At 65.3% G+C, this 15925-nt stretch carries 15 protein-coding genes and 1 pseudogene; 10 read left to right on the top strand and 6 right to left on the bottom strand.

What is annotated here, in order from left to right:
* The first annotated feature begins 61 nt into the window (after nt 1-61).
* The 3 genes from hemA to ppk2 all read left to right on the top strand — a co-directional run bounded on the left by hemA (nt 62) and on the right by ppk2 (nt 3675).
* Nucleotides 62-1330, top strand: a complete 1269-nt coding sequence (gene hemA / locus LRK53_RS06220) for a glutamyl-tRNA reductase (RefSeq protein ID WP_027493514.1) — start codon at nt 62-64, stop codon at nt 1328-1330.
* An 89-nt stretch (nt 1331-1419) separates the two neighbouring features.
* A complete protein-coding gene (gene prfA / locus LRK53_RS06215; RefSeq protein WP_027493515.1) occupies nt 1420-2499 on the top strand; it encodes a peptide chain release factor 1 in 1080 nt (359 codons plus the stop codon).
* A 411-nt stretch (nt 2500-2910) separates the two neighbouring features.
* Entirely contained in the window at nt 2911-3675 is a 765-nt protein-coding gene (gene ppk2 / locus LRK53_RS06210) for a polyphosphate kinase 2 (protein ID WP_027493516.1), read from the top strand.
* 2 nt (nt 3676-3677) lie between these two features.
* On the opposite strand, the gene LRK53_RS06205 is transcribed toward ppk2, so the two are convergent.
* Entirely contained in the window at nt 3678-5606 is a 1929-nt protein-coding gene (locus tag LRK53_RS06205) for a sigma-54-dependent Fis family transcriptional regulator (protein WP_235642565.1), read from the bottom strand.
* 238 nt (nt 5607-5844) lie between these two features.
* On the opposite strand from LRK53_RS06205, the gene adh reads away from it, so the two are divergent.
* The 5 genes and pseudogenes from adh (at nt 5845) to LRK53_RS06180 (ending at nt 10324) form a co-directional block, all read left to right on the top strand.
* Nucleotides 5845-7365, top strand: coding sequence for an aldehyde dehydrogenase (gene adh, locus LRK53_RS06200; protein WP_027493517.1), 1521 nt, complete (start codon nt 5845-5847; stop codon nt 7363-7365).
* Nucleotides 7366-7641: 276 nt separating this feature from the next.
* Nucleotides 7642-8238, top strand: coding sequence for a porin (locus LRK53_RS06195; RefSeq protein WP_081666658.1), 597 nt, complete (start codon nt 7642-7644; stop codon nt 8236-8238).
* A pseudogene (locus LRK53_RS19480) lies at nt 8210-8302 on the top strand (PQQ-binding-like beta-propeller repeat protein); the annotation flags it as partial. The gene LRK53_RS06195 and the pseudogene LRK53_RS19480, both read left to right, overlap by 29 nt.
* 124 nt (nt 8303-8426) lie before the next feature.
* Entirely contained in the window at nt 8427-9851 is a 1425-nt protein-coding gene (locus tag LRK53_RS06185) for a TonB-dependent receptor family protein (RefSeq protein WP_235642564.1), read from the top strand.
* Nucleotides 9852-9940: 89 nt separating this feature from the next.
* The gene (locus LRK53_RS06180) at nt 9941-10324 is read left to right on the top strand and encodes a DUF779 domain-containing protein (protein WP_027493518.1); all 384 of its coding nucleotides are present in this window, start codon (nt 9941-9943) and stop codon (nt 10322-10324) included.
* A 29-nt stretch (nt 10325-10353) separates the two neighbouring features.
* Here LRK53_RS06180 and LRK53_RS06175 read toward each other — a convergent pair whose 3' ends face one another.
* Genes LRK53_RS06175 through LRK53_RS06165 form a run of 3 tightly spaced genes read right to left on the bottom strand, consistent with a single transcriptional unit; the run spans nt 10354 to nt 12379 of the window.
* Nucleotides 10354-10620 carry an acylphosphatase gene (locus tag LRK53_RS06175; RefSeq protein WP_027493519.1) on the bottom strand — a complete coding sequence of 89 codons (267 nt, stop codon included), beginning with the start codon at nt 10618-10620 and terminating at the stop codon, nt 10354-10356.
* Nucleotides 10620-11105, bottom strand: coding sequence for a TlpA family protein disulfide reductase (locus LRK53_RS06170; RefSeq protein ID WP_027493520.1), 486 nt, complete (start codon nt 11103-11105; stop codon nt 10620-10622). The genes LRK53_RS06175 and LRK53_RS06170 overlap by 1 nt, the downstream gene beginning before the upstream one ends.
* Nucleotides 11102-12379, bottom strand: a complete 1278-nt coding sequence (locus LRK53_RS06165) for a YihY family inner membrane protein (protein ID WP_027493521.1) — start codon at nt 12377-12379, stop codon at nt 11102-11104. Before LRK53_RS06165 ends, LRK53_RS06170 begins: the two co-directional genes overlap by 4 nt.
* Before the next feature lie 106 nt (nt 12380-12485).
* Here LRK53_RS06165 and wrbA point away from each other — a divergent pair, with 106 nt between their 5' ends.
* Together wrbA and LRK53_RS06155 are read left to right on the top strand one after the other, a co-directional pair.
* A complete protein-coding gene (gene wrbA / locus LRK53_RS06160) occupies nt 12486-13088 on the top strand; it encodes an NAD(P)H:quinone oxidoreductase (RefSeq protein WP_027493522.1) in 603 nt (200 codons plus the stop codon).
* Nucleotides 13085-13456 carry a DUF2069 domain-containing protein gene (locus LRK53_RS06155; RefSeq protein WP_027493523.1) on the top strand — a complete coding sequence of 124 codons (372 nt, stop codon included), beginning with the start codon at nt 13085-13087 and terminating at the stop codon, nt 13454-13456. Before wrbA ends, LRK53_RS06155 begins: the two co-directional genes overlap by 4 nt.
* Before the next feature lie 62 nt (nt 13457-13518).
* Here the strand turns inward: LRK53_RS06155 and LRK53_RS06150 are convergent, their stop codons facing one another.
* Nucleotides 13519-14358, bottom strand: a complete 840-nt coding sequence (locus LRK53_RS06150) for a PEP-CTERM sorting domain-containing protein (RefSeq protein WP_081666660.1) — start codon at nt 14356-14358, stop codon at nt 13519-13521.
* 749 nt (nt 14359-15107) lie between these two features.
* On the bottom strand, nt 15108-15893 hold the full coding sequence (locus tag LRK53_RS06145) for an acyl-CoA thioesterase (RefSeq protein ID WP_027493524.1): 786 nt from the start codon (nt 15891-15893) through the stop codon (nt 15108-15110).
* Between the last annotated feature and the right edge of the window lie 32 nt (nt 15894-15925).

The raw sequence follows: 15925 nt of genomic DNA, 5'->3' as shown, positions 1-15925 counted from the left end.
GACGTCCCGCCAAGCTTAGCCTACGCCGCCGGATTCCTGCCGCCGAGATGTTCCGACCACCATGCCGTTGATCGCCCTCGGGCTCAATCACCTCACCGCGCCGGTCAGCCTGCGCGAGCAGGTGGCGTTCGACACGGACGCCACCGGCGAGGCCCTGCACGAGCTCACCCGCGAGCCCGGCGTGGAGGAGGCGATGATCCTGTCCACCTGCAACCGCACCGAGCTGTACGTGGGCGTCGCGGCGGGCGCGGAGGACATCCCGCAGGCATGGCTGAATCGTCATCACCATCTGACTCCCGGCAAGCTGGACGAGTTCCTGTACCGGCACGACGAGGACCAGGCGGTGCGGCACATGTTCCGCGTCGCCACCGGGCTGGACTCGATGGTGCTGGGCGAGCCGCAGATCCTCGGCCAGGTAAAGGACGCCTACCAGCTGGCGCGCGAGGCGCAGGCGCTGAAGGCGCCGATGGACCGCCTGCTGCAGCACACTTTCGCGGTGGCCAAGCGGGTGCGCACGGACACCCGCATCGGCGCGCACACGGTCTCGGTCGCGTTCACCGCGGTGCGCCTGGCCGAGCAGGTGTTCGCCGACCTGAAGCAGGCGTGCGTGCTGCTGATCGGCGCCGGCGACACCATCGAACTGGCCGCGCGGCACCTGGCCGAGAAGCAGGCGCGCCGGCTGATCGTGGCCAACCGCACGCCGGAGACCGCGCAGGAGCTGGCCGGCCGCCACGGCGGCTACGCGATCGCGCTGGCCGACCTGCCGCAGCACCTGGCCGAAGCCGACATCGTGATTTCCTCCACCGCCGCGCGGCAGCCGATCGTGACCCGCGCGATGGTCGAGCAGGCGATGGCCGCGCGCAAGCGCAAGCCGATGTTCATGGTCGACATCGCGGTGCCGCGCGACATCGAGGCCGACGTGGGCGAGTTGCCCGACGTGTACCTCTACGGCATCGACGACCTGCGCCAGGTGATCGACGACAACCTGCGCTCGCGCGCCGCCGCTGCACACGAGGCCGAAGCGATCATCGACCTGCAGGTGGAGCGTTACATGGCCTGGCGCCGTACGTTGACCCTGCGCAACCCGGCCATCGACATGCGCCAGCACGCCGAGGTCTACCGCGACGAGGTGCTGGGCAAGGCCCGCGCGATGCTGGCCCACGGCAAGTCGCCGGACGAGGCGCTGGCCTTCCTCGCCAACACGCTGACCAACAAGCTGCTGCACCACCCCAGCGCGCGCCTGCGCGAGGCCGCGCTGGCCGGCGACCTGGACCTGTTGCATGCCGCCGGGCGGCTGTACGGGCTGGACGACGACGCCGGGGCACCGTAGGCGCACCCTGTGCGCGAATGCTTTTCACCGGTCCCCGTCAAATAGCCATCGCGCACAGGGTGCGCTCCTACACAAGCGAACGCCCACGCATGACTCCATCGATCCGCCGCAAGCTCGAGGCCCTGGCCGAGCGCCACGAGGAAATCGGGCTGCTGCTCTCGCAGCCGGAAGTGCTGGCCGACAACACGCGCTTCCGCGAGCTGTCGCAGGAGTACGCCCAGCTCGAACCGGTCGCCGCCTCGCTGCGCGAGCACGACCGGGCCGAGCGCGAACTGGCGGAAACCCGCGCGATGCTGGACGACCCCGAACTGCGCGAGATGGCGGCCGACGACGTGCACCGGCTGGAGCGGCGCCTGCACGACCTCGACGACGAACTGCAGCTCGTGCTGCTGCCGAAGGACCCGCGCGACGAGGCCAACCTGTACCTCGAAGTGCGCGCCGGCACCGGCGGCGACGAAGCGGCGATCTTCGCCGGCGACCTGCTGCGCATGTACCTGCGCTACGCCGAAAGCCGCCGCTGGTGCGTCGAGATCCTCAGCGAGCACGAGGGCGAGCACGGCGGCTACAAGGAAGTCGTAGCGCGCATCGAAGGCAAGGGCGCGTACTCGCGACTGAAGTTCGAATCCGGCACGCACCGCGTGCAGCGCGTGCCGGAAACCGAGTCGCAGGGGCGCATCCACACCTCGGCCGCGACCGTGGCGATCCTGCCCGAGCTGGACGAGATCGACGAGATCGAGATCAACCCGGCCGACCTCAAGGTCGACACCTTCCGCGCCTCCGGCGCCGGCGGCCAGCACGTCAACAAGACCGACTCGGCGATCCGCATCACCCACCTGCCCACCGGCACCGTGGTGGAGTGCCAGGACGAACGCAGCCAGCACAAGAACCGCGCCCGTGCGATGAGCCTGCTGAAGGCGCGCCTGCTCGACGAGGCGCAGAGCAAGCAGAGCGCGGCGCAGGCGCAGGAGCGCCGCTTGCAGGTCGGCTCCGGCGACCGCAGCCAGCGCATCCGCACCTACAACTACCCGCAAGGCCGGATCACCGACCACCGCATCAACCTCACCCTGTACCGCCTGCCCGAGATCATGCAGGGCGACCTGGGCGAACTGATCGACACGCTCACCCGCGAACACCAGGCCGATTTGCTGCAGGCGCTCGGCGGAACCTGAAAGCAGTACCAGCGGCAGGCAGCTCCGGCCCTTGCGCCCTCCCCTGCTTGTGGGGGAGGGCTGGGGTGGGGTCGCTCTTCATCGAGTCAGAATCAACCCTCCCAGCCTCCCCCTGCAAGCAGGGGGAGGGGCCAAAACCGCCGCACTCGCCCCTGGCAAGAGCAGATCTGCTCCCTCCCCTGCTTGCAGGGGAGGGCTGGGGTGGGGTTCGCTCTTGATCTTCAACGCCTGAACCTCGCCGTCACGGCGGTCTGAATTACCCTGCAGCCACCCCTCCCTGTCGTCATTCCGGCGAAGGCCGGAATCGCTCTTGCGGTGTACGAGAGGCAGATGCGATGACCAGCTTCGCTGTTGAAAAACTCCTCCGGCCTTCGCCGGAATGACGAAAAAAAACGGTTCTTCGAGGCGTACATGAGCAAGCACTACCGCAAGGCGATCGAGGCACTGCAGCTCGACCTGATCCGGCTGCAACGCGGCCTGCGCAGCAGCGGCAAGCGCTTGCTGGTGATCTTCGAAGGCCGCGACACCGCCGGCAAGGGCGGCACCATCAAGGCGATCACCGAAAGCCTGGACACGCGCGGCTACCGCGTCGCCGCCTTGCCGAAGCCGAGCGAGGCCGAGACCACCCAGTGGTACTTCCAGCGCTACGTCGCCCACCTGCCCAGCGCCGGCGAGTTCGTGCTGTTCGACCGCAGCTGGTACAACCGCGCCGTGGTGGAACCGGCGATGGGCTTCTGCAGCAGCACGCAATACGAGGCCTTCCTCAATGCCGTGCCGGCATTCGAGAAGCTGCTGACCGACGACGGCATCATCCTCATCAAGTACTGGCTGGCGGTGGACCAGGTCGAGCAGGAAAAGCGCTTCGCCGAACGCGCCGACGACCCGCTGAAGCGCTGGAAGCTGTCGCCGGTGGACCTGGTCGCGCGGCAGAAATATGCCGAGATGGGCCGGCTGCGCGACGTGATGATCGAACGCACGCACGCCAGGCATGCACCGTGGTTCGTGGTCGATTTCAACGACCAGAAGCGCGGCCGGCTCAACCTGATCCACCACCTGCTGCAGCAGGTGCCGCTGCACGAGGAAGCCGTGCCCGCGGTGAAACTGCCCAAGCTCAAGGGCAAGCCGAAGACCGAGCAGGTCACCGACAGGGCGCTGTGGGTACCGGCAGCCGAATGACCTCAGGGTTCGCGGACGGGATCCGGCAACGGGTTCGCTTTCACGGCATCCTGCGGGATCAGCCTCCGGTAAATCGTGCTGCGACTGACACCCAGTTTGCGCGCTGCCGCCGCGACGTTACCGTCGCAGGCTGAAATGGCCAAGTCGATCGCCTGCTGCCCGATCGCATGGAGGTCACCGGACAAATCGGTAGCCATCGGTGCCGTCGTCGATGGTGGCTTTTTCATGTCGGCCGGCAAGTCGTCGATGGTGAGCGTCGAACCGACCTCGCCCAGAGCCATGAAGCTGCGCAGCAAGCCGACCAGCTGGCGCTGGTTGCCCGGCCACGACATCGAGGCAAGATCTTTTACAAGAGTGGGATGCAGGTGCATCGGGATCTGCTCTGCGCCCAGCGCATGCCAGAGCTGGCGAATCACCGCAGCAATCTCCGGATGCTCCCGCAGCGCCGGCAGGCGCAAGGTCGACTGTGCGATGCGGTAATAGAGATCGGCGCGGAATTCGCCGCGCTCTACGGCGGTGGCGAGGTCGCGGTGCGTGGCGGCGACCACGGTGATGTCGATGGCATGGGCGCGGCTGCCGCCGAGAGGCGTGACCTCACGTTCCTGCAATACGCGCAGCAGGCGGCTCTGCGTACCCAGCGGCATGTCGCCCAGTTCATCCAGGAACAGGATGCCACCATCGGCGCTACGCAGCAGGCCGGGAGCACCGTCGCGCCGCGCGCCGGTGAACGCGCCGGGCATGTAGCCGAACAATTCGGATTCGATCAGGTTTTCCGGCAACGCCGCGCAGTTCACCGCGACGAATGGCATCCCGGCACGCTGGCTGCGCTTGTGCAACTCGCGCGCTACCACTTCCTTGCCGGTGCCGGTTTCGCCCTGCAGCAGCAGCGGAATGTCGGCATTGAGCAGGCGCACGCTGCGGTCGATCTCGGCGTCCAGCGCCGCGGAAAAGACCGCTACGGGAGCGCGTGCCGGCCGGGCTCGTGCATTGCGCGGCACGCGCGGGGCGATGCTGTTGTAGCTCAGCGCGTCACGCCAGGCATGCAGCATCTCGCCATTCTGGCAGCGCATGTCGGCGAGGCTGCCCGGCCGCGGCAGCGCCGAGGCGAACAATTCGTCGTAGCGACGCTTGCCCAGTTCGCTCCAGTCGACGCCAAGCAGGCGCAAGGCATGGCGGTTCGCGGCCACTAACCGATGTGCCTCGAACACCAGCATGCCTTCGCGCGCGGTGCCGAGCAGGTCGGGATCGGGCTGGATGCGCACGATGTCGGTGCGGTCGAAATGACCTTCGAACAGGCGGTGCTCGATCTGTTCCACTGCCAACTGCACCATTCCCAGCGCGTGCAGGTGGTGCACCGAGGATTCGCCGGAGAGATCGAGCACGCCGACCACGTTGCCGTGAGGGTCGAAGATCGGCGAGGCCGAGCAGCTCAGCACGCGATGCGGCGCGTAGTAATGCTCCCCGCCATGCACCTCGACCGCGCAACGTTCGATCAGTGCCGTGCCGATCGCATTGGTGCCGGTGGCCGACTCGTTCCACGGCGATCCGGGGCGCAAGGCCACCCGTGCCGCCTTGTCCAGGAAGTCCGTATTACCGAGGGCATCGAGGATGAAACCATCCGGTGCCGTGAGTATCACGATGCTGCCGGCCTGGTTGGCGCTGGCATACAGTGTTTCAAGTTCCGGCCGGCACATCCGGCGCAACGCTTCGTACCGTTCCTGCATCTCGCTCAGGGCATGTCGCTCGACCGGCGCGACATCGGGACATGCATTCGCCACCAGGCCCTGCTGCCGGCAGCGATGCCACGAGGCAAGGATGTTGTCGGGCACCAGTCCACGCGGTTCCAAACCACCGTCGAAGAAGCTGCGGCGGGCCGTGTTGATCGATTCGACCAAAGCCGGATGGCGCACGTGGAACCTCATGTGTTGCATTTTGCGACATCGTCAGAAACGGATGTCTCGATAGAAGACACAAGGCCGCCCAAAGTGCAACAACGGCGCCTCCATACCGATGTTGCGTTGCGGCGGATGAAATAAATCTGTCAAGACTTTCGGCGTAACACGGCGCCATGGTCAATTGCGCCGGTGCAGCAAAATCATCTTCATGCAGACCGTGGCACGGCTCCTGCTCTGACGTCATTACCTTTCCACCGACGCAGAGCAAGCCACTATGACCAAGCTCGAACAGCAACATCTCGCCGTGCAGGTTCCCTTTAAACAGCGCTATGGCAACTTCATCGGCGGCAAGTGGACGGCACCGGCCAATGGCAAGTACTTCGAGAACGTCACGCCGATCACCGGCCGTCCGTTCTGCGAGATTCCGCGCTCGGACAAGGATGACATCGAGGCGGCGCTGGATGCCGCACACGCTGCCAAGGACGCGTGGGGCAAGACCTCGGTGGCCGAGCGCGCGCTGATTCTCAACCGGATCGCCGATCGAATGGAGCAGAACATCGACCTGCTCGCCCACGCCGAGACCTGGGACAACGGCAAGCCGATCCGCGAAACCATCAACGCCGACGTGCCCCTGGCGATCGACCACTTCCGCTATTTCGCCGGCTGCATCCGCGCGCAGGAAGGCTCGATCGGCGAGATCGACCATGACACCGTGGCTTACCAGTTTCACGAACCGCTGGGCGTGGTCGGGCAGATCATCCCGTGGAACTTCCCGCTGCTGATGGCCTGCTGGAAGCTGGCGCCGGCGCTGGCTGCTGGCAACTGCGTGGTGCTCAAGCCGGCCGAGCAGACCCCGGTCAGCATTTTGGTGTGGGCAGAGCTGATCGGCGACCTGCTGCCGCCCGGCGTGCTCAACATCGTCAACGGTTTCGGCCTGGAGGCCGGCAAGCCGCTGGCATCGAGCCCGCGCATCGCCAAGATCGCGTTCACCGGCGAAACCACCACCGGCCGGCTGATCAGCCAGTACGCCAGCCAGAACCTGATCCCGGCAACGCTGGAGCTGGGCGGCAAATCGCCGAACATCTTCTTCGCCGATGTCGCCGATGCCGACGACGATTTCTTCGACAAGGCGATCGAAGGCTTCGTGCTGTTCGCCTTCAACCAGGGCGAGGTGTGCACCTGCCCGAGTCGCGCACTGATCCAGGAGTCGATCTACGACAAGTTCATGGAACGTGCGCTCAAACGCGTCGCCGCGATCGTCCAGGGCAATCCGCTCGATCCGAAGACCATGCTCGGTGCGCAGGCCTCTGGCGAACAAATGGAGAAGATCCTGTCGTACTTCGACATTGGTCGACAGGAAGGCGCCAAGGTGCTGATTGGCGGCGAGCGCAACACCTTGGGCGGCGAGCTGAAGGAAGGCTACTACGTGAAACCGACGGTGTTGTTCGGTCACAACAAGATGCGCGTATTCCAGGAAGAGATTTTCGGTCCGGTGGTTTCCGTGACGACCTTCAAGACCGATGAGGAGGCGTTGGCCATTGCCAACGACACGCTGTACGGGCTGGGCGCCGGCGTGTGGACGCGCGATGGCACCCGCGCTTACCGCTTCGGGCGCAGCATCCAGGCTGGCCGCGTGTGGACCAACTGCTACCACGCCTATCCGGCGCATGCGGCATTCGGCGGTTACAAGCAGTCGGGCATCGGCCGCGAGAATCACAAGATGATGCTCGATCACTACCAGCAGACCAAGAACCTGCTGGTCAGCTACTCGCCGAAGAAACTCGGCTTTTTCTGAGTCGACCGATAGCGAATGGCCGTCTGGCCGTCCGCTGTCTAACCATCGCCACGGATGAAGAACGGGCACGGATGCCCACCATTCCATAGCGACTTCACCGGGAAAAACCCGTACGCGAATTGTCTGCGGCAATCGCGCAGGATCGGCTTGGCCTCTGATTGGCTGACCGAAGCGCAACCACACGTGCCAACAACAGCGGCGTGTCGATCGAAGCCAAGACGTCGCAATTCATCAATCATCAATGGGGAGAGGCATGATGAAAAAACACACAAAGCAATGAGGACACGACGACGTGTCGGAGTAGCGCAGGCCAGCCTGTCGGCGGGGATCGTGTTGCTGGGTCTGGCGGCATGTCCGTTGACGGCCGGTGCCACCGAGATCAGTGGCGACAGCTGGAAGGTGGACATCAGTGGCTACGTCAATGCCTTCTATACGACGGTGAGCTGTTCGGGCGCCGCCGTGGGCGGCACCGCCCTGGCCTCGCAGGGGCTGGGCTGCGGCGGGCAGCAAAACCGCACGACGATCGGCAACGGCTTGCTGCCGGATGCCCTGATCAGCAAGTTCAGCACCAGCCAGGAAGGCATTGACGTCACCGCCCAGGTCGGCCTGATGGTGCACACGGCGACCTTCGATGCCCTGGCGGCAAACAACGGCATCGACGTCCGCCAGGCGTACTTCACCCTGGGCACACCGGATTTTGGCGCCGTCAAGCTTGGCCGTGACTACGGCATCTTCGGCTCCAATGCGATCCTGACCGACATGACGTTGCTGGGCGTGGGGGCACCCGTACAGGCCACGCAACGCGGTCGCGTGGCGTTGGGCCACATCGGCGCCGGTTACAGCTATCTGGGCAATTACGGCCAGATCGGCTAGCGCAGACGGTCATCTCTACGCATTCGATGCCAAGACGGGCAAGGTGCTGTGGAAGAGTGCGCAGCTGAGCTCCGGCGTGGAAGGTGTCCCCAGTACCTGGAAGGTCAATGGCAAGCAGTACGTGGGTGTGTATGCGGGCTGGGGCGGCGCCACACCGATCTGGGGTGGCGACATGGCCAACGACCCGCGTGTGGCCAACATCCCGGTGGGTGGTCACCCGTGCGCCGGTCGATGTCGACCCGCGCCAGGCGACGTCGGTTGCCAGCCTCTACAACACGCGCAAGAGCATTCGCCAGAACCAGCTCGGCGCGATCTACGAACAGCAGACGGACAACGGCGACCAATGGCGGCTGATGGGCTATTACGGCCGGCGCAGCATCGTGCAGCACCTGTCGATTCCTCCCGGGGCACAAAAAAACCCGCTGCAGTCGGGTGGCGTGATCTCGCCTGATACCGGCTATGGCGGTGCCGACCTGCGCTGGACCCATCGTGGCCTGCTCGCCGACCGAAGCTATGAACTCGTCGTGGGTGCCAGCGGCGACTACCAGCGCCAGCATCGTACCGGCTACGAGAACTTCATCGGCAGCACACCGGGTGTCCGCGGCCAGCTGCGCCGGAACGAACACGACAACGTCAACGACGTGGCCGAATACGCGCAGTGGTATTGGTACATGGCCCAGCACTGGTCGCTGCTGCTGGGCCTGCGGCATGACCGGGTGCGCTTCTCCGAACACGATTTCTACATCACCGCAAGCAACCCGAACGACAGCGGCCACGTCACCTACAGCGCCACCACGCCAGTGCTAGGGCTGCAATTCCACCCGAACGACAACCTGCGGCTTTACGTGAGCTACGGCAGGGGATTCGAAACGCCAAGCTACAACGAGCTGGGCTATCGCAGTGACGGCCGAGCCGGCCTGGCCTTCAACCTGCGTCCGGCACGCAGTCGCAATCTGGAACTGGGCGCGAAGTGGCAGCTGGACCACGGACTGGAATTCGATGCGGCGGCTTTCCGCGCCGACACCAGCAACGAGCTGGCGGTCGCGACCAATCAGAACGGCCGCGCCACCTACAGCAATGTCGGCAAGGCGCGCCGGCAGGGCGTGGAGCTGTCGCTGGCCGGTGAACTGGATAATTCGTGGCGGATCAAAGCAGGCCTTACCCATCTGCAGGCACGCTTCCGCAGCGACTTTCTCACCTGTACCGGCACTCCCTGTTCCACAGCCACCACAGCAGTACCCACCGGCTCGCGCATCCCCGGCGTGCCCGACAACTATGCTTCACTGCGAATCGAGCATGGCGACGAGCTGGGCTGGCGCGAAGGCGTGACCGCCAGCACCGTGGATACTGTTGTCGTCAATGACACCAACACGCAACGCGCGCCCGGCTATGGCCTGGTCGACCTCGACGTGAACTACGCATTCATGCTGGATAGCGGCACTCGATTGCAGCTCAACGCACGCGTGGACAATGTCGCCAACCGCCGCTACATCGGTTCGGTCATCGTCAATGATGGCAATGACCGCTACTTCGAGCCCGGTCCCGATCGCACCTATATGCTGGGCGCGCGGCTTGCATTTCAGGAGCCTGCCGGGCTTGAGTCGGTCGCGTAGCCGAATTTGACCAGCTTCGCTGTTGTGAAGCTCCTCGCCTCGACCACTCAAGTCTGACAGGCTCCTACCATCCGCTCAGGGAGAACACCATGTCCGCATCCGCAACCATCACCAAGGTCACAGCCACTAACGCCGCCGAGGCACTCATCGAGCAGTTGCGGGAAAAGCACGGGCCGGTACTTTTCCACCAGTCCGGCGGTTGTTGCGACGGTTCGTCGCCGATGTGCTACCCACAGGACGATTTCATCGTCGGCGACCGCGACGTCAAGCTGGGCGAGATTGCCGGTGCACCGTTCTACATGAGTCCGTCGCAGTACGAATACTGGAAGCACACTCAGCTGATCATCGACGTGGTTGCAGGTCGTGGCGGCATGTTCTCGCTCGATAACGGCGAGGGCATGCGCTTCCTCACCCGCTCGCGCCTGTTCACCGACAGCGAAATCGAACAGCTGAAAAGGGAGGAGCGGTTTTGAGCGGCATGCGCAGCGAATGAGTTCCCACGCTAGCCGGTGTGGAAGCCGTGCAGATCCTGCTCCGGCAGGTCCTCGCGGCTGACCGTTTCGACCCGCGCCGCGGACGGTCCCTGGTGCAGCCAGCGTTCCAGCGCATCGAGCGCCTCCGCCGTGCCGCAGGCCAGCACCTCGACGCTGCCGTCCGGCCGGTTCCTCGCGTGTCCGGCCACCCCGAGCGCCAGCGCCTGTCCGTGGGTGCTGGCGCGATAGAACACGCCCTGCACCCGGCCGCTGACGATGAAGCGCGCGGTGGGCATCACTTGCCCCCGATGATCGCTTCCAGCGACGCCTCGGTCACCGGCCCCACGATGTGTTTCGCCACCTTGCCGTCGGGGTTGATCAGGTAGGTGGTGGGCAACCCGCGCGGCTCATCGAAATCCTTCAGCGGCTGGTCCAGGCTGACCTGGGCGATCGGATACACCACCGGGTGCTTGGCCAGGAACGCCTTGATGTCGGCCGGCTCGCTGTCCTCGTAGGCCAGGCCGATCGCGGTGGCGTTCTGGTGCGCGGCGACGAAGCGCGAGATGTCCGGCATCTCCTTGATGCACGGCACGCACCAGGTCGCCCAGTAGTTGACGATCACCCACTTGCCGCGCTGCGCGGCCAGGTCGAAGGTCCTGCCGTCCAGCGTGGTAACGTGCAGGGTCGGCTGCGCCGGCATGGCCGCCTGCACGGGTATGGCGAACGCGAGCGCGATGGCCAGCGCGGCGGCCGATCGGCACAGCGATGTGAACAGTGTCATGCAGGGAGTTCCTCGGGGTCGGCCGCCGGGTCGGCGGCAGGGGGATAGATCTCGTCGAGCCGCGCGCCCAGCTTCGCCCGCAGCACCGCGGCCAGTTCGGTCAGCATCGCCAGCAGCTCCGGCGGCAGCGCGATGCCCAGCGCGGCTGCCTCATTCTGCGGCTGCAGCGGCAGGCGGTAGTCGGTGTGCCGGTATACGCGCAGCAGGTCGGTGCTGTCCAGGCTGCGGCACAGCAGCCAGCCGCCGGTTTCGCCGCGCCGGATCAGCTCGGCCCGCTGCAGGTCGTCGAAGTAGTCGGCGATCAGCGCGCTGCGCAGGTACGGCTCGCTCGCACGCAGCTCGGCGGGATCCACGCAGCCGCCACGGCGTTGGGCCTCGACGAGGTGGCGCAGCACCACCAGCAAGCCGAGGAACTCGGCGCCTTCGGGCAGCGTCTGCATCGGCGCGTGGTATTCGAACGCGGAGGCGGCCGCAGCGACCGACGCGGCCAGGATCACGATCACCCACGACAGGTAGATCCACAGCAGGAAGATCGGGATCGCCGCCAGCACGCCGTAGATCTGCTGGTAGGTCTGCGCCTGCTGCACGAACTGGCCGAAGCCCCAGCGCGCGATCTCGAACAGCACCGCGCCGAGCAGCGCGCCGATCGCCGCGTCGCGGCGCGACACCTTGCAGTTCGGGATCACCGAATACATCAGCCACAGCGTGAAGAACGTCACCACGAACGGCAGCGTGCTCAACAGGCCTTGCGCGACCCCGCCGAGCTGGTCGGCGGCGCTGTGCAGCAGCGGCGCAGCGATCAGGTAGGAAGTCACCGCGATGCCGCCGACCACCAGGATCGGCCCCAGCGTCAACGCCGCCCAGTACAGCAGCAGCCGCGAACTCCAGCTGCGCGCCTGCTGCACGCGCCAGATCCGGTTCAGCCGGTCCTCGATGCTGATCATCATCGACAACGCGCTGAACAGCATCACCAGGATGCTGATGCCGGTGAGCTTGCTGGCGTTCGCCGCGAAGCCGAGCATGGTCGCCTGCACCGCCTCACCGGTCGACGGCACGAAGTTGCTGAACACGAAGTCGATCAGCGTGTCGCGCGCCGGCTGGAACACCGGGAACGCCGAGAACATCGCCAGCACCGCCACCGTCAGCGGCACCAGCGAGACCAGCGTGGTGTACGACAACGCGCCGGCCGTCTCGAAGCACTTGTCGTCGACGAAGCGCCGCCAGAGGAAACGGCCGAGGCTCTTCGTGCGGTCGCGGTTGAAACGCCGGATCATCGCTTTCCTGTCAGTGTCGGCATGGGCAAACCACCGACATCGTGGGTACCGGCCGGTACACTAGCGCACTGGCTGTGAATGCCTCAAACGCGCGGGTCGACGCCACATGAACCAAGAAATCCTGGTCCTCTACTACAGCCGCAGCGGCCACACTGCCCAATTGGCGCGGCTGGTCGCGCGCGGCATCGAGGAAGTGCCCGGCATGCGCGCGCGCCTGCGCCAGGTGCCGCCGGTGGCGCCGGTCACCGAGGTGGCCCAGCCGCCCGAGCCCGAGGACGGCGCGCCGTACGCGACGAAGCAGGACCTGCTCGACTGCGCCGGTCTGGCCATGGGCAGCCCTACCCGCTTCGGCAACATGGCTGCGCCGCTGAAACACTTCCTCGACACCACCGGCGCCGAATGGGCCAGCGGCGCGCTGGTCGGTAAGCCGGCGGCGCTGTTCACCTCCACCAGCACCATGCACGGCGGCCAGGAATCCACCCTGCTGTCGATGGCGCTGCCGCTGCTGCACCACGGCATGCTGCTGCTCGGCGTGCCGTACACCGAGCCGGCGCTGACCAGCACGCAAAGCGGCGGCACCCCCTACGGCGCCAGCCACGTCGCCGGCGCCAAGGGCGACAACCCGATCAGCGAACACGAACGCGAACTGGCCCGCGCACTGGGCCACCGCCTCGCCGATACCGCGCGCAAGCTGGCGGCCAGCGCATGAACGCACGCCCCGCCCTGCCGACCGAACAGCGCGTCGGCCTGTTCGCCTGGGCCGCGCTGGTCACGCTGCAGTTCGCCTGGCACGTCTGGCTGTTCCCGCCGAGGACCCTCCCGCTCTGGCTGGTGCTGGCGCTCGCCGTCGTCCCGCTGTTGCTGCCGCTGCTGGCCATCCGCGACGTGCGCCGCGCCCTGCTCTGGGTCGGCATCCTCAGCCTGTTCTACTTCTGCCACGGCGTGTCCGAAGCATGGAGTTCGGCCGGCGAGCGCTGGTTGGCGGTGACGGAAATCGTGCTGACCGTGCTGCTGATCGCGACGCTGGGGGCCGGGGTGCGGCGGCGGCGACCGGCGTCGCCGCCAACGCGCGATTGATCGACGGCGCCGCGCCTGACCATTGGTAAGTGAACCTGACCCCGTTCGGAAACGAATGCTGATCAGCGGGCGCGTTTGCGGCGGCTGCAACGGCTAAATGCGAGTCCGGCCAGGCCAAGGCCGAAAAGTACGGGTGTTGGTGGTTCGGGGACTGACACACCGCCGCCGCCGCCCGTAACGGTCTTACCGTTCGCCAACAGGCTGGAGAAGCCAGCAGGATAATCGGGGCCACCGTTGAAGTAGCTGGTTGTGAACCCTAGCGCAGCAAAAAAACCTGCCTGGTCATAGGCCTGATGGCTCCAGCACCTAATAGGGCTTGGCTGTGTGAAGCCATTCAAGGTCCCGGCGGCTGTGACTGTCTCGCCATCGCTGCAGCCTGAACCGCCCAGACCGCCGCCAAGACCGGAAACGTGCGCATTGCCGGCACCGCCGGCACCAACGGCAAAGTCCCATGCCACACCGCCGGTGTAGTTCTCGATCATCACCGTGCCGCCGGCTGTCAAGTAGGCGCTGATAGCCGCCTCGGCACCAGAAGCAGTGACCAAGCTGTCATCCTCAACACAACAACCACCGCCGGAGGAGATGAAGTACAGAGCGACATAATCACTCAAAGGCCCCGCAGCGGCCACGCTCGCGAAGTTCACGATAGAGTGAGTCCCCGAAGACAACGTGGCGCTGCCGATCGCAGCAATTGGTCTTGCATCGCTGCCTCCAATCGCTGTCCAAGTCTGATCGCGGTAGGCGACCGCATTTGGATCACCGAATCTAGAGTGGAGCCCGATCGCGTCGCTGCCTTCCAAGATGACGGTCGCGTTAGCCGGCTGAATCAGGGCGCCCGCAAGAATCAGAACAGCGGCGCCGACCCAAGTGCTCCTCAACACACCTCTTATGGTCTTCAACATGACATGGCTCCTTTAATTAAACAGTGAAACAGTGGAGAGCCGGGACAGGCGGGACCTCCACATGATCTCAAACCCAAACTGCTTATCAGGCTGGGATTTACATTTAGGAGGTTAGCGAGTGTCTCAGACGTTTTTTTACGTGAGCTACCTGGACCAATAGTCCCAAGCACCAATTTTTAGCATACTTCGTGCCATAGTATAAAATCTTGTTTTATCAATGATTTGCATTTATTTAACAAGTGATTTCAAGCGATTCTTGTAATCCCTTCCGACACTTTCGCAAAGCACTCCGGGAAACCGGAAGAAGGTGGCATGTTCCTGCCGTAACGATATGGTTCGGCTGGATCACCGCGCCGGATTGATCCGACGAACCTGAGTCGGGTCATGGAAAAGAAATGGGGCCTAGGAACGTGGGCGGTAGAAACCAAGCAGGCGAGGCAAAGCCGTTTTGAGCCAGCTTGCGTGACGGTTTGCCGGCCCATAGTGGTTCTATGGGCCAAAAATCGGCGCGGAAGGTGGCCAAAACAGCGCAGCCGCAGCCGCTTGTGTTTCTGCCGCCCACGCTCCTAGGCACCAGGTTCCGTGTGATTCTCTAGAGCAACGGGTCTGGCGTTTGAGCGCGGCCCGTGTGCGTTGAGCCAACTCTATCCGTACCTTGGAGCCTGAGACAGGCTGACCCTGCACCCTCTTGCCCGCACCACGCCGCGCACGATTTCGGTGCGCGCGCCGCACACGAAACACTCACCGCATCACCCAAACACCACCATGCTCTGCCGACTCAACGCCACCGGCTCGCCACCCGGCCCCCACAGCATCACGCTCTGGTTGGTATAGCCATCGCGTGCAGCAATCAGTTCGGCATCCACTCGCCAATCATCCAGGCCAAGGTCGTCGTAACGGTCGCGCAGCAGTTCGAGCATCCAGGTGAGCGAGCTGCCGGGGGTGGGGGCGGCGAACATCGACAGGGCGATCGGCGGGATGAAGTCGGCGAAGGCGAGGATGTGGGTTTCGTCGACGGGGCCTTCGTCGCGCAGCGAAAGCTGCAGCACGCTTTCGCGCTGATGGCCGCCGCTGAACGGCAGGTCGCCGCGCAGCCAGCGTGCGCGGAAGTGCTGGGTGAAGGCGGGCATGCGGCCTTCGACGTAGCGCAGCTCCGACGCTGCTGCATGTTCCACCGGCGATTGCACGGGCTGGAAATCCAGTATCGACGGCCGCGCGCTGCCGAACACGCCGAGCAGGCGGCACAGGATCTGCTCGCCGTCGCACAGGCTGGCCTCGACCTGGATCGCGCTGCGACCCGCGCGCAGGCGCTGTGCACGGATGCTCACCGTGCCGGCCGGCACCGGCGCCACGAAGGTGGTCTGCAGGCTGCGCAAGGGCATGTCCGCCGGCACCCATTCGCGCATGGCGCGCAGCGCCAGCGCCGCCTGCAGGCCGCCAAAGGCGCTGCGCCCCTGCAGCCAGTCTTCACTTACCGTGGCCTGCCAGCCATCGCCGTGGCGGGCGACCGTCTGCATCGCTTCGGAAAATCGCATGGGTGGCGCCTGCATCCGAGAAGGGCTTTCGA

Origin of the sequence: Rhodanobacter thiooxydans, from assembly GCF_021545845.1 — a bacterium.
In the GTDB taxonomy this organism is placed as follows: domain Bacteria; phylum Pseudomonadota; class Gammaproteobacteria; order Xanthomonadales; family Rhodanobacteraceae; genus Rhodanobacter.
The sequence above is the reverse complement of the archived record's forward strand: the minus strand, read 5'-3'. Positions and strand labels throughout refer to the sequence as shown.

What these genes read in the sequence shown, in the direction of transcription:
- LRK53_RS06165 (WP_027493521.1), bottom strand. Translation starts at nt 12,379, where the DNA reads ATGATCCGGCGTTTCAACCGCGACCGCACGAAGAGCCTCGGCCGTTTC.
- prfA (WP_027493515.1), top strand. Translation starts at nt 1,420, where the DNA reads ATGACTCCATCGATCCGCCGCAAGCTCGAGGCCCTGGCCGAGCGCCAC.
- LRK53_RS06145 (WP_027493524.1), bottom strand. Translation starts at nt 15,893, where the DNA reads ATGCGATTTTCCGAAGCGATGCAGACGGTCGCCCGCCACGGCGATGGC.
- LRK53_RS06155 (WP_027493523.1), top strand. Translation starts at nt 13,085, where the DNA reads ATGAACGCACGCCCCGCCCTGCCGACCGAACAGCGCGTCGGCCTGTTC.
- wrbA (WP_027493522.1), top strand. Translation starts at nt 12,486, where the DNA reads ATGAACCAAGAAATCCTGGTCCTCTACTACAGCCGCAGCGGCCACACT.
- hemA (WP_027493514.1), top strand. Translation starts at nt 62, where the DNA reads ATGCCGTTGATCGCCCTCGGGCTCAATCACCTCACCGCGCCGGTCAGC.
- adh (WP_027493517.1), top strand. Translation starts at nt 5,845, where the DNA reads ATGACCAAGCTCGAACAGCAACATCTCGCCGTGCAGGTTCCCTTTAAA.
- ppk2 (WP_027493516.1), top strand. Translation starts at nt 2,911, where the DNA reads ATGAGCAAGCACTACCGCAAGGCGATCGAGGCACTGCAGCTCGACCTG.
- LRK53_RS06175 (WP_027493519.1), bottom strand. Translation starts at nt 10,620, where the DNA reads ATGCCCACCGCGCGCTTCATCGTCAGCGGCCGGGTGCAGGGCGTGTTC.
- LRK53_RS06195 (WP_081666658.1), top strand. Translation starts at nt 7,642, where the DNA reads ATGAGGACACGACGACGTGTCGGAGTAGCGCAGGCCAGCCTGTCGGCG.
- LRK53_RS06150 (WP_081666660.1), bottom strand. Translation starts at nt 14,358, where the DNA reads ATGTTGAAGACCATAAGAGGTGTGTTGAGGAGCACTTGGGTCGGCGCC.
- LRK53_RS06205 (WP_235642565.1), bottom strand. Translation starts at nt 5,606, where the DNA reads ATGCAACACATGAGGTTCCACGTGCGCCATCCGGCTTTGGTCGAATCG.
- LRK53_RS06170 (WP_027493520.1), bottom strand. Translation starts at nt 11,105, where the DNA reads ATGACACTGTTCACATCGCTGTGCCGATCGGCCGCCGCGCTGGCCATC.
- LRK53_RS06180 (WP_027493518.1), top strand. Translation starts at nt 9,941, where the DNA reads ATGTCCGCATCCGCAACCATCACCAAGGTCACAGCCACTAACGCCGCC.